This is a genomic window from Desulfurivibrio nitratireducens (genome assembly GCF_044068515.1).
Classification (GTDB): domain Bacteria; phylum Desulfobacterota; class Desulfobulbia; order Desulfobulbales; family Desulfurivibrionaceae; genus Desulfurivibrio.
Window position 1 is genome coordinate 1 of the sequence record NZ_JBIPKI010000055.1, and the last position, 13,036, is coordinate 13,036.

Here is a 13,036-nt window from a genome sequence, read left to right on the forward strand (position 1 = left end):
CCGACGAAGCTTACCTGGCCGCCCTGGCCGCCGGCCTGCCGCCGGGCAACGTGCTGCTGCTGCTGGCCGAAACCGCCGACAAGCGGAAGAAGCTTTACAAGTTGCTGGAAAAGACGGCGGTGATCGTCGATCTCAGCGTCGATCCCGGCGGCTCGGCCCCGGCCCGCAGGGAGCGCGGCGCCCTGCTCAAGAGCCTGGTGGACCAGACCCTGGCCGGTTTCAACAAAAGTCTGCGGCCCGATGCCCTGGAACTGCTGCTGGAACGGGTCGGTTTTCAGCCGGTGGCGGCGGTGATGGAGGCGGAAAAGCTGGCCCTCTATGCCGGTGAGCGCTCCACCCTTACCAAGGCGGACGTCGATGCCATGGTGGGCCGGACCCGGGAAGAAGCCCTCTTCGAGTTGAGCGAAGCCTACAGCGGCGGCGACCTGGCCCAGGCCCTGGCCATCATGGGCCGCCTCCTGCAGGGCGGCCTCCATCCCCTGGCCATAATTAGCGGCCTGCGCAATCACGTGCGCAAGCTCATGCTGGCCCGGGCCATCCAGGACAGCGCCGACCGTCCCTGCGACCAACGGATCTCGTTCGCTCTCTTCCAGAAAAACTATCTGCCCCGGGTCCGGGAGAACTGGGAACAGCGCCCCGGAGCGACCGCCGGGGAAACCTGGCCCAGCACTTTTCCCGGCCACCCTTACGCCCTCTATCAGCTTTTTCTCCAGGCCGGCCGGCTCTCCGGGGCCCGCCTGCGGGCCATGCTGGAGGATCTGCTCGAGGCCGAATACCGCCTGAAGGGTTCGGGCCTGCCGGAAAGCGCCATCCTCGGCGCTTTGCTCTTTGCCGGCCGGAACCCCCGGAGCCGGGCCGAGGGAGTTGCATTTTCAAGCTGATTGATTAACATGCTGCCATAGCGGAGCCTGTCTCGGGCCCGCCCGATCCGCCGGCCGCCAGGCCGGCCCGAACTCGCAAGCAGTGGCAAGGAAACGATGAGCCCAAATTCCCAGGATCAGCAGGATCCCGGCGTAGTCACCCGCAAACGCCAGGAGGTGCGGCAGCCCCCGCTTTACAAGGTGCTGCTCCACAACGATGATTACACCACGATGGATTTCGTGGTGATGGTGCTGGAGAACGTTTTCAACCACGACCCGGCCACGGCCAACCGGATCATGATGAGCGTCCACAAGGATGGCGTCGGGGTGGCCGGCATCTATCCCCGCGACGTGGCTGAAACCAAGTCGACCATCGTCCACAGCCTGGCCCGCAAGCACGAATATCCCCTCAAGTGTTCCCTGGAACGGGAATGAGGCGGACTGGGCGCCGATGAACTCCCCGCCGCCGCCCCAGGATCAGGCCCAAGCGCCCGGAGAGGGGATGCCATCCCAGGGCCCCGGCGGGATCAACTGGTTCCCGCTGCTGGTCCTGGCGGTGGTGGCCATCGGCCTGCTCCATTATTTCACCCCCGGTCATTTACATTTCTATCACGACACCCTGCGGCGGCTCACCTATTTCCCCATTGTCCTGGGGGCTTTATGGTTCGGGCTGCGGGGCGGGCTGATCCTGGCCGGCCTTTCATCGCTGGCCTTCATTCCCCATTTGTGGCACTTTTTCGGCCAGGGACTGGAAACCTATCTCAGTGAACTGACCGAGATCGCCCTTTATCTCGCCACCGGCCTGGTGGTGGGAGTAATCGCCGACCGGGAGCGCCGCCTGCGCGACCGGTACCGCCGGCTGTCGGAAAAACTGAAGCGCTCCTACCAGCGGCTTCACCGGGAAACCACCCAGTTGCTGGCAGCGGAAACACAACTGGCCGCGGCTCAGCGCCTCTCCGCCCTGGGGCAACTCTCCGCCTCCCTGGCCCATGAAATCAAAAATCCCTTGAGTTCCATCCGGGGAACGGCGGAAATTTTTCTCGATGAATTTCCCCCCGGCCACCCACGGCGCGAGTTCGTGGAAATTCTGCTCAAGGAAACGGCCCGGCTCAACAGCACGGTGGACAAGGTCCTGGGTTATTCCCGGGGCCGACCGGCGGCCAACGAAGAGCCGCTGGAACCCCTGGACCGCCTGCTGGCCCGGCTCGCCGCCCTGGTCGCCAATCCCCTGCGCAAAAAAAGGGTCAACTACCGGACCCACGGCCTGGAGCAGGCGGCGGACCTGGCGGTGCCGGCCAACCCGCTGGCCCAGGTGTTGCTCAACCTGCTGCTCAACGCCATCGACGCCGTTCCCGAGGGAGGGGAAATTTCCCTGACCGTGGAAAGCCAGGGCCAGGGCTGGCGGGTGCTGGTGGCGGATAACGGCCCCGGGGTCGCGGAGGCCGACCGGGAGAAAATCTTCACCGCCTTCTATACCGCCAAGGCCGAGGGCACCGGCCTGGGCCTGCTGATCAGCCGCAAGATCGTGGAGAGCCTGGGCGGCACCCTCAGCGTGGGCGACCGCCCCGGCGGCGGCGCCGTCTTCACCGTCTCGCTGCCGGACCAACCTTTCCCGCCGGTTTTTACCGAATCCAAGCCTTGACCCCCGAACCGCTGGGGCCGGCAGCCTTGGATTGCCCTAGCGGCGGAAGCCGGGGCCGCCGGTTTCGATGCGGGCCACCAGGCCATCCACCAGGAACAGCACCCGGTAGAGCCGGTCCGGGCCGAAATCATACAACCACTCCTCCTCCAGGGCCATCCGGCCGGGTCCCAAGGGGTGGAAGGGGTCGAACATCAGCCAGCGCACCCGCTGGACGCGGTCAGCCGGTTGGCCGCAGCGGGCGACCAGTTCCAGGTGGGTCATGCCCCGGCGCAAGTCTTCCGGCCGGCATAATCCCGGGTAGCCGGGGGAGAAGCCATAGCCGGCGAAATTGATGGCGACCAGCCGGCCCTGGCGGAAACGGAGCTGGCGGATAAGCTCGCGGGGGCCGAGGTTGTAGTACCAGATTTCCTCATAGGGCAGCAGGGCATGAAAGGGAATCAGCTCCAGGCGGGCCGGCATCACCAGGTCCGGTTCGCCGCAGGCGGCCAGCACCTCGTAACGGCGATCATTCACCCCGACCAGCCGGTTGCCGCAGCGGATGGTTTCGGCCTGGGCGACCGCCGCCAAACCCTGCCAGGCGAGGCAGCACACCATTATCAAGAGCCCTGTTCTTGTCATGAAAAGACACCCTTGGCCGCGTGTAAGCGGTGATCCGGACAAACGCTCACCTTGCCCTCGCCACCAAGAGCCTCCCCGGGAGCTGCGGCGGAAAATGCCGAGCCGGCTTTTCCGCTTGATCCAAGTCACGGCGCCGGTCAACCTCCCTCCTGCCTAATTGGCGACCGGCGGACTACTCGGGCCTATAAGGCTGGCGGGGGGTTTTGAAATCAACTGGCGCACTCCAGCGGGTCACCTTGATCTCGCCGTTCAGCTCGAACCGGCTCCGGACCTGCCAGCGATATTTGCTCTTCGGCGCCAGCGGAGTCTCCAGCGTGTGGGACGGGGAGGGAACTCCCTTCAGCCCGACGATCCATTCATAGGAACCCGACTTCTGGTCCAACCGGAAAACGCGAAGTTCGTAGCTCACGTTTTCAATCGACCGCTCACCAATCCAGGCCTGGTCCTCCGGCCGGGGAAAGGGCTCCCAGGCTAGAGCCGGCTGCAGCGAAGCTTTTTTGGAGCGGCCGAACCGGCCTGGCGACAAGATGGGAACCAGGCTGATGCCATCGTGGGGCGGCGGCAGGGAAAGAAACAGGTCGTCAACGATCCCGGCGGCCAACTCCTCGACTCCCCGGCCATAGGCCAGGCGCAACAACCTGGCGTCATCGGCGCACCAGGCGCTGAATTTCCGGGATTCACTGCTGTAGGCGTAACGTTTTTCAAAGAGAAGCACGTCCCCCTCAGCCTTTAACAACCGGGCCCGGGATAACAAATAGAGCGCCACTGGAGCGTTGATTCCCCCGCTCTCTTTGGAGCCCGCTTCAAGAACCGCCACCTCCAGCACCGTATCCGCCGCCGGTCTCTCCGCCCCGGCCGGGGTCCCGGTTTCAGCGGGCAAACCCGGGGAATCCCCGCCCAAAGAGACAATATCGCGACCCGCTTCTGCAGCGGCGATTTCCACCACCCGCCGCTGCAGGGCCTGCTGAAGCCCCAGGGCGGCAAGCGCATTTTTTGCCTCGACCTCGGCTGCCTCGACGACCTTTCGGGGCTCGGCGGAAATCGCCCCGCTGACCGCACCCACCGCCACGAAGGGCGGCAGTAAAAGCAGCGCCAAAGGATCACTGCTATGGGTGCTATCTAAAAAGACCAGGGTTGCTATCCCGGCCCCCCGGCCGGCTCCGGCCAATCTGCCCCGGGCATAGCCGGCAAAAACGATTTCTGGTTCGATCTCAGCCGCCGCCACTCCCACCGTGCCCAACTCGGCGGGGGTTTCCCGCCAGGCCGCCGGGGGCGGGGGGGCCTTGGCAACGCAGCCCGATCCCCAAAGGCCCAGCAACGCCGCCAACAGCCAGAGATAAACGATTTGCCTGCCTGCCCTGATCTTCATCGGCCATTCCCCTCCCCCGGCGTCAGCCTGCGTCTTTGCCAGTTCAATTCTCGTCCTTGCCGCGGGCTCTGTCAATAAATTATCAGTCCGCCAAATTTACCTTAAATCAGCGACTCCGGCCTGCGGCGGCCCCGGCGGCGAGCGGTTTGGCAAAGTCCCCGACCCGCTTCGCGACCGCTGGCCGTCGCTGGTACCATCTGGCAGAAAAAACCTTGCCAAATCTGCCCTTTTGCGAAAAGCTGACGGACAACGGCCAGGCTTGCCGGGGCAAAACCGCCGCGGCCACACCAGGCCGTTTACAGAACCGGGCCTTAATCGCCCCCGCCAAGAGGAACCCGACCGCTCATGGCCGACCTGCTTTTACTGATTGATGATGACGAGAGCCTGCGCCGGGTGACCGGCCACAACCTGGAGGGGGCCGGGTTTGCCGTCCGGCTGGCCGCCTCCGGCCGCCAGGGCCTGGAGCTGTTCAAGGCCGAGAACTTTGACCTGGTGATCACCGATATCCAGCTTGGCGACCTGGACGGCCTGGCCGTGCTGGCCGCCATCAAGGCACAGGCCCCGGAAACCCCGGTGATCGTGATCACCGCCTTCGGCTCCATCGATCTGGCGGTGCGGGCCATGCAGGAAGGGGCCTTCACCTTCATCACCAAGCCATTTGACCGGGAAACCCTGCGCCTGGCCTGCCGCAAGGCCCTGGAAATGCGCAACCTCAAGGTCCGCAACCGGGACCTGGCCGCCGAGGTGGACCGGCTCAGCGGCGCCGAAGGGATGGAAACCGCCAACCCGGCCATGGCCGAACTGCTGGCGATGGCCCGGCGGGCCGCCGACAGCGAAGCCTCGGTGCTGATCACCGGCGAATCCGGCACCGGCAAGGAGGTGCTGGCCCGCCTGCTCCACCGCCACAGTCCCCGCCGGGAAGGACCGCTGGTGGCGGTGAACTGCGCCGCCATTCCCCCCACCCTGCTGGAAAGCGAACTCTTCGGCCATGTCCGCGGGGCCTTCACCGGGGCGGTGGCCAACCGCCGGGGCCGTTTTCAAAGCGCGGCCGGCGGCACCATTTTCCTGGATGAAATCGGGGAGTTGCCTCCGGAGCTGCAGGCCAAGCTGCTGCGGGTGATCCAGGAGAGGGAGGTGGAGCCGGTGGGCTCCGACCGGCGGGAAAAGATCGATGTCCGCCTGATCGCCGCCACCAATCGCGATATCCAGGCCGAAATCGCCGCCGGCCGCTTCCGGGAAGATCTTTTTTACCGCCTGGGGGTGATTCTGCTCGAGATTCCCCCCCTGCGCCAGCGGCGCGAGGATATCCCGGCCCTGGTCGACCATTTCCTGAAGCGGATCGGCGCCCCGGCCGAAGTCCGCTTCAGCCCGGCAGCCCTGGCCCGGCTGGCCGACTATCCCTGGCCCGGCAATATCCGCGAGCTGGGCAACCTGGTGGAGCGCTCGGTCATTCTCCGGCGCGGGACCGAGATCGGCCCCGCCGACCTGCAATTGCCCGCCCCCGCCGGGGCGGCCGACTCCGCCTGGCTGCCCGAACTGCCGCCCGATGGTCTTTCCCTGGAGGAAGTGGAAAAGGAGCTGATCAGGAAAGCCCTGGCCCGCAGCGGCGGCAACCGCTCCCAGGCGGCCCGCCTGCTCCGCCTCCCCCGCCACGTCCTGATCTACCGCCTGGAAAAATTCGACCTCAACTGACCGGCCGAGCGGCTCCAGCGTCCTGCCCCCACCTCCCCCTCATTTTTTTTAACTATCCAGCTCACCTGCGGAGTAACTGTTCAGCAGTACCCCATCTTGCGGTAAGCAGATCGGCGTAGCGTACACCGGGTACTCAAGCCGATCTGATCGCCGCAAGATGGGGTGCTGCTGAACAGTTACCATTTTTTGGAGAATATTCTTCAATGCACTGAAGAATATTCTCCATTTCTCCCTACGCTCCTGCTGGGGGCCGGCCCGGGTCTTCCGCTCTTTCAGGCTAATATCAACGATTATTCAATCCGATATACAATTCACCCGCCATTCGGCATGCTTATTGCTCTTCCTTCCGTCGCCCGGCGCCTGCATCCCGGATCCGCGCCCTCGAACCAAGGAGCTTTAAGCCATGTCCAAAATTTTCGCCCTCTTGCTCGCCCTCGCCGTTCTGCTCGGCCCACTGACCGCGCCCCAGGCATCTCCCCCACCAGCCCCGGCCGACCAGAGCCTGGAGCAGCTGGTGGCCGAAGCCCTGGCTCACAACCCGCAACTGGACGCGGACCAGGCCCGCTGGCAGGCCTACAGCGAACGGGTAAGGCAGGCCGGCACCCTGGAAGACCCGATGCTGATGCTCCAGTTCCAGAACCTGCTGATCCGCGATCCCCTCGCTTTTGACCGCGACTCCATGAGTTCCAAGGTGATCGGCATCAGCCAGATGGTGCCCTTCTTCGGCAAACGCGAGCTGCGGCGGGAAGCGGCCCGCCATGACGCCGAAGCCGCCCGCCTGGCAGTGGAGGAACGGACCCTGGAATTGAGCGGCCTGGTCAAGGAAACCTGGTACCAGCTGCTTTTCGTCGACCGGGCCCTGGCCATCGTGGCCCGCAACATTGCCGTCCTCGATGACCTGAGCGCGCAGAGCACCAGCCTTTACGAGGTCGGCCGCGGCCTGCTCCAGGATGTCCTCAAGGCCCAGGTGGAACGGGCGAAAATGGAGGAAATGGAGATTTTTCTCCAGCAGCGCCGCCGCAGCCTGGAAGTCGCCTTAAACACTTTGCGGGCCCGGCCCGTCGACACCCCCATCCACCCGGCCGCCCCCCTGGAACTGACCCCCCTGGCCCTGACGGGGGCACAACTGGAGGAGCAGGCCGCCGGCCGGCCCCTGTTCCAGCAACTGGCGGCCCGGGAGCAGAAGGCCGCCGCCCAGCGCCGGCTGGCCGAGCGGGATTTTTACCCCGATTTCACCTTCTCGCTGGAATACATGCAGCGGGAGCCGGCCATGGGCGACCCCGGCAACGATATGTACACGGCCGGGATCACCTTCAATCTGCCGATCCGCCGGGATCAGCGCCACGCCAGGGCCGCCGAGGCCGAGGCCGAAATCCGCCAGGCCCGGGCGGAACAGGAGCGGGCCCGCAACCAAGTCAGCCGGGGAATCGGCGAGGCCCTGAGCCAGTTGGACAGCAGCCGGCGCCTGGCCGAACTCTACCGCGCCGACATCATTCCCCGGGCCGAACACGCCGCCGGGGCGGCCCTGGCCTCCTACCACTCGGGCACCACCGATTTCATGAACGTCCTCGACAGCCAGATGGCCCTGTTCAACTTCCAGCGCGAGGAGCTGGAAGCGATCGCCCGCCATCAGACCCAGCTCGCCGTCCTGGAAACCGTAGTCGGCGCAACTCTCATGGCAAAGTCAAAGTCGAACCTGAACGAAGGCCACAGCCAATGACTTTGAAGGATCTTGGGCTAAACCCTGCCATAATTGTAACCGTTCAGCAGTACCGCAGGTTGCGGCAAGCGGACCGGTGCCGCGTACATCAGTACGCAAGCCGGGCCGATCGCCGCAAGATGCGGTGCTGCTGAGCGGTTACCCATAATTCAACCAGTTCGGGGCATCCCGGAAGGAACCAACCATGCGCGTTAAATATCTTGCCGGCATCATCCTGGCCTTCGCCCTGGGGGCGGGCCTGACCGCGGCGCTCTCCGGCCGGGTTCAAGTCCCCGGCCACAACGGCCACGAAGCGGCCGTCGGCACCGAGGCCGCCCGGGAAGTTCTCTACTACCGCCATCCCCACAACCCCCGGGTGACCTCCGAGGAGCCCCGCAAGGATGAGATGGGGATGGACTACATCCCCATCTACGCCGACAACGGCGACGGGGCGGGGGTCCGCATCGCCCCGGAAACCGCCCAGAGCCTGGGGGTGCGCACCGCCGTGGCCAGCCTCGGCACCATCGAACCGGCGGTGGAGGCGGTGGGCTTCATCGACTATGACGAAACCCGGCTGATCCACGTCCATGTCCGCACTGAAGGCTGGGTGGAACGGCTGGCGGCCCGCAGCCTGGGCCAGGAGATCCGCCAGGGCGAGCTGCTCTTCGAACTCTATTCCCCCACCCTGGTCAACGCCCAGGAGGAATTTCTGCGCACCCTGGCCATGAACCAGCCCGCCATCCGCGAAGCTTCCCGCCGGCGCCTGGCCGCCCTGGGCCTCAACCCCCAGACCATCGAACAGCTCGAACGCGACGGCCGGGTGCGCCAGTTGGTGCCCGTTTTCGCCCGCCAGGACGGGGTGCTCAGCGAACTGGCGATCCGGGAAGGCATGTTCGTGAGCCCGGGCATGGACATCATGACCATCGCCAATCTCGGCCGGGTCTGGGCCCGGGTGGAGGTTTTCGAGCACCAGGCTCCCCTGGTCCGGGTGGGCCAGCGGGCCCTGCTGCACCTGGACCAGGCCGGGGGCGAGACCCTGGAAGGAGTGGTGGATTTCGTCTATCCCTCCCTGGATCCCCGCAGCCGGGCGCTCCAGGCCCGCCTGAGCTTCGCCAATCCCGGCCGCCAGCTCAAACCCGACATGTTCACCCGGGTCCGAATCTTCGGCGAACCCCGCCGCGAGGTGCTGCTGATCCCCAATGAAGCCCTGATCCGCAGCGGCAACAGCCAGCGGGTAATCCTGGCCCGCCCCGAGGGCCGTTTCGAAGCGGTGGAAGTGCGGGCGGGAACCATCAGCGACGACCGGGTCGAAATCCTGGCAGGCCTCAACCCCGGCGACGAGGTGGTGGTTTCGGCCCAGTTTCTGATCGACTCGGAAAGCAGCCTGCGGGCCTCCCTGACCCGGCTGGAGCCCCTGGCCGAGCCGGAGCCCGGCCAGGAAGTCTGGAGCGAAGGGATCTACAACGGGCCCGGCCGCTCGCCCACCGCCATCAACCTCAGCCACCAGCCCATTCCCGAGCTGGGCTGGCCGGCCATGACCATGGACCTGGAACTGGCCCCGGGCCTGGCCGTCCCCGCCCGCCTTGAGCCGGGGATGCCCTTTCACTTCGCCCTGGAGCAGCTCGATCCCGTGACCTTCCGGATCGTGGCCCTGCGGGTAAACGGCGCAGAGGTTCGGCCATGATCATCGCCATCATCCGCTGGTCTCTGGCCAACCGCCTGCTGGTGCTGCTGGCCAGCGTTTTCCTGGCTCTCTGGGGTTTCTATTCCCTGCAGCGAACCCCCCTGGACGCCATCCCCGACCTCTCCGACGTCCAGGTCATCATCAAGACCACCTATCCCGGCCAGTCCCCCCAGGTGGTGGAGCAGCAGGTGACCTATCCCCTCTCCAGCGCCCTCTTGGCGGTGCCCAAGGCCACCGCGGTGCGGGGCTACTCGATGTTCGGCGATTCCTACATCTACGTGATCTTCGAGGACGGCACCGATCTCTACTGGGCCCGGGCCCGGGTCCTGGAATACCTCAGCCAGGCGGCGGGCAGCCTGCCGGAAGGGGCTACTCCGGCCCTGGGCCCCGACGCCACCGGGGTGGGCTGGGTCTACCAGTACGCCCTGGTGGATCGCAGCGGCAACCATGACCTCGGCCAGTTGCGCGGCATCCAGGACTGGTTCCTCAAGTACGAACTGCAGACGGTGGCGGGAGTCTCGGAAGTGGCCACCGTGGGCGGCATGGTCCGCCAGTACCAAATCGTGGTCGATCCCCACCGGCTCCGCTCTTACGGCCTGAGCACCAACGACATCGCCAACGCGGTCCGGCGGGCCAACCTGGAAAGCGGCGGTTCGGCCATTGAAATGGCGGAAGCCGAATATATGATCCGGGCCAAGGGCTATATCGAAAACCTCGACGACCTGCGCCGGATTCCCGTCAAGGTCGGGCCCACCGGCTCGCCCCTGCTGCTGGGCGAGGTGGCCGAAATCAGCACCGGCCCCCAGATGCGCCGCGGCATCGCCGAACTGGACGGCTTGGGGGAGGTGGTGGGCGGCATCGTGGTGATGCGCTCCGGCGAGAACGCCCGGGCCGTCATCGAACGGGTCAAGAGCAAGCTGGCGGAAATCCGGCCCGGCCTGCCCGCCGGGGTGGAAATCGTCGAAACCTATGACCGCTCGGGGGTCATCGAGCGGGCGGTGGCCAACCTCAAGGACACCCTGATCAAGGAACTGATCGTGGTGGTCCTGGTCTGCCTGCTCTTTCTCCTCCACCTGCGCTCGTCGCTGGTCATCGCCATCAGCCTGCCCCTGGGGGTGCTGGGCGCCTTCGTGATCATGAACCTGCAGGGGATCAACGCCAACATCATGTCCCTGGGGGGGATCGCCATCGCCATCGGGGCCATGGTGGACGCCGCCATCGTGATGATCGAAAACGTCCACAAGCACCTGGAGCGCCGCAAGCCGGCCAACTCCGCCGAGCACTGGGCCGTCATCGAGCGGGCCTCCCTGGAAGTCGGCCCGGCCCTCTTTTTCGCCCTGCTGATCATCACCATCAGCTTTCTGCCGGTCTTCACCCTGGAGGCTCAGGAAGGGCGGATGTTTTCGCCTCTGGCCTTCACCAAGACCTACGCCATGGCGGTGGCGGCCGGCCTGGCCATCACCCTGGTACCGGTGCTGATGGGCTACTTCATCCGGGGCCGGATCATCCCCGAGCATAAAAACCCCGCCAACCGGATGCTGGTCGCCGCCTACCGGCCGGTGATCCGGGTGGCCCTGGCCTACCCCAAAACCATTGTCCTGCTGACCATCGTGGCCGCCCTCAGCATGCTCTATCCGGCCACCCGGCTGGGCTCGGAGTTCATGCCCGACCTGGACGAGGGCGACCTGATGTACATGCCCACCACCCTGCCGGGGCTTTCGGCCGGCAAGGCCGCCGAGCTGCTGCAGCAGACCGACCGCCTGATCAAGACGGTGCCCGAAGTCCACACCGTCTTCGGCAAGACCGGCCGGGCCGAGACCGCCACCGATCCGGCCCCCCTGACCATGCTGGAAACCACCATTCAACTGAAACCCCGCGACCAGTGGCGGCCCGGCATGACCACCGCAAAGCTGATCCGCGAACTGGATGAAGCGGTGCAACTGCCCGGGGTCACCAATGCCTGGGTGATGCCGATCCGCACCCGGATCGACATGCTGGCCACCGGGATCCGCACCCCGGTGGGGATCAAGGTGGCCGGGGCCGACCTGGCGGTGATCCAGAAGATCGGCGAGCGGATCGAGGAGGTGATCAAGGGGGTGCCGGGCACTTCGTCGGTCTACTCGGAACGGGTCACCGGCGGCCGCTATATCGAGGTCGAGGTCAATCGGCCCATGGCGGCCCGCTACGGCCTCAACGTGGCCGATGTCCACGAGGTGATCCGCACCGCGGTGGGCGGCATGAACATCGGCACCACCGTGGAAGGGCTCGAGCGTTACCCCATCAACCTCCGTTACCCCCGCGACCTGCGCGATTCCCTGGAGCACCTGCAGCAGCTCCCCCTGGCCACCCCCAGCGGCGCCTGGGTGGCCCTGGAGCAGGTGGCGACGGTGGCCATCACCGACGGCCCGCCGATGATCCGCAGCGAAAACGCCCGCCTCAGCGGCTGGACCTACGTCGATATCCAGGGCCGCGACCTGGGCGGCTACGTCGCCGAGGCCCGCGACGCCGTGGCCCGCTACGTGGAGATCCCCCCCGGCTATTCCATCGGCTGGTCGGGCCAGTACGAACACCTGGAGCGGGCCAATGAGCGCCTCAAGGTGGTGGTGCCCCTGACCCTGGTCATCATCATGCTCTTTCTCTATCTGAGCTTCGGCCGGATGGGCGAGGCGGTGCTGATCATGGCCACCCTGCCGCTTTCCCTGGTGGGGGGCTTCTGGCTGCTCTACCTGCTGGACTACAACCTCTCCATCGCGGTCAGCGTGGGCTTCATCGCCCTGGCCGGGGTGGCCGCCGAAACCGGGGTGGTGATGCTGGTTTACCTGGATCAGGCCCTGAAAAAGCACCGGGAACTGGCCGCCGCCGCCGGCCGGCCCTTCAGCGTCGCCAACCTGCTGGAAGCGGTGGTGGAAGGAGCCCTGCTGCGGGTGCGGCCCAAGATCATGACCGTGGCCACCATCATCATCGGCCTGCTGCCGGTCATGCTCAGCACCGGTACCGGTTCGGAAGTAATGCGTCGAATTGCCGCCCCCATGGTGGGCGGAATGATCAGCGCCACCATTCTTACCCTGGTGGTCTTACCCTCGGTCTTTTTCCTCTGGAAAAAACGCCAAACCTCTTAATTCAAAGGAGCACATCATGCAGAAAACCATCATCAGCATCATCGCCGCAACCAGCCTCGTCTTCGCCCTTTCCGCCACCGCCCTGGCCGCCAGCCACGGGCACGGGGGCCACGGCAAGAGCAACCCGCCGGCGGCCGACCAGGCCCAGGTGGTCACGGCCAACGGGGTGGTAACCGCCATCGACCCGGCCGGCAAAAGCATTACCCTCGACCACGAACCGATCCCGGCTCTCAACTGGCCGGCCATGACCATGGACCTCGACCTGGCCGACCCGGCCCTGGCCGAAGGGCTGCAAGCGGGCGACGCGGTCGTCTTCGAACTCAAGCGCCTGGGCGCCACCGACTATGTCATTA

The 13,036-nt window shown here is 65.8% G+C and carries 10 protein-coding genes; 8 read left to right on the top strand and 2 right to left on the bottom strand.

Translation table 11 applies throughout. The features are described from left to right. The 3 genes from holA to ACHHTY_RS10830 form a co-directional block, all read left to right on the top strand. Nucleotides 1-881 (top strand): DNA polymerase III subunit delta (gene holA / locus ACHHTY_RS10820; protein WP_395494158.1); only part of this gene is annotated, 881 nt, incomplete at its 5' end. 96 nt (nucleotides 882-977) lie between these two features. Next, nucleotides 978-1,295: an ATP-dependent Clp protease adapter ClpS gene (gene clpS / locus ACHHTY_RS10825; RefSeq protein ID WP_395494159.1), complete on the top strand. Its 318-nt coding sequence runs from the start codon at nucleotides 978-980 to the stop codon at nucleotides 1,293-1,295. A gap of 67 nt (nucleotides 1,296-1,362) precedes the next feature. Beyond that, nucleotides 1,363-2,502 carry a sensor histidine kinase gene (locus ACHHTY_RS10830; protein WP_395494160.1) on the top strand — a complete coding sequence of 380 codons (1,140 nt, stop codon included), beginning with the start codon at nucleotides 1,363-1,365 and terminating at the stop codon, nucleotides 2,500-2,502. Nucleotides 2,503-2,538: 36 nt separating this feature from the next. On the opposite strand, the gene ACHHTY_RS10835 is transcribed toward ACHHTY_RS10830, so the two are convergent. After that, nucleotides 2,539-3,096: a DUF2845 domain-containing protein gene (locus ACHHTY_RS10835; RefSeq protein ID WP_395494161.1), complete on the bottom strand. Its 558-nt coding sequence runs from the start codon at nucleotides 3,094-3,096 to the stop codon at nucleotides 2,539-2,541. 196 nt (nucleotides 3,097-3,292) lie between these two features. Beyond that, nucleotides 3,293-4,489, bottom strand: a complete 1,197-nt coding sequence (locus ACHHTY_RS10840; protein ID WP_395494162.1) for a hypothetical protein — start codon at nucleotides 4,487-4,489, stop codon at nucleotides 3,293-3,295. Nucleotides 4,490-4,834: 345 nt separating this feature from the next. Here ACHHTY_RS10840 and ACHHTY_RS10845 point away from each other — a divergent pair, with 345 nt between their 5' ends. The 5 genes from ACHHTY_RS10845 to ACHHTY_RS10865 all read left to right on the top strand — a co-directional run. Beyond that, the gene (locus tag ACHHTY_RS10845; protein WP_395494163.1) at nucleotides 4,835-6,181 is read left to right on the top strand and encodes a sigma-54-dependent transcriptional regulator; all 1,347 of its coding nucleotides are present in this window, start codon (nucleotides 4,835-4,837) and stop codon (nucleotides 6,179-6,181) included. 403 nt (nucleotides 6,182-6,584) lie between these two features. Continuing rightward, nucleotides 6,585-7,901 carry a TolC family protein gene (locus ACHHTY_RS10850; protein WP_395494164.1) on the top strand — a complete coding sequence of 439 codons (1,317 nt, stop codon included), beginning with the start codon at nucleotides 6,585-6,587 and terminating at the stop codon, nucleotides 7,899-7,901. Between the two features lie 184 nt (nucleotides 7,902-8,085). After that, nucleotides 8,086-9,564, top strand: a complete 1,479-nt coding sequence (locus ACHHTY_RS10855) for an efflux RND transporter periplasmic adaptor subunit (RefSeq protein ID WP_395494165.1) — start codon at nucleotides 8,086-8,088, stop codon at nucleotides 9,562-9,564. Then, on the top strand, nucleotides 9,561-12,683 hold the full coding sequence (locus ACHHTY_RS10860) for an efflux RND transporter permease subunit (RefSeq protein WP_395494166.1): 3,123 nt from the start codon (nucleotides 9,561-9,563) through the stop codon (nucleotides 12,681-12,683). Before ACHHTY_RS10855 ends, ACHHTY_RS10860 begins: the two co-directional genes overlap by 4 nt. Nucleotides 12,684-12,699: 16 nt before the next feature. Next, the coding region (locus ACHHTY_RS10865) for a copper-binding protein (protein ID WP_395494167.1) at nucleotides 12,700-13,036 on the top strand (337 nt) is incomplete at its 3' end.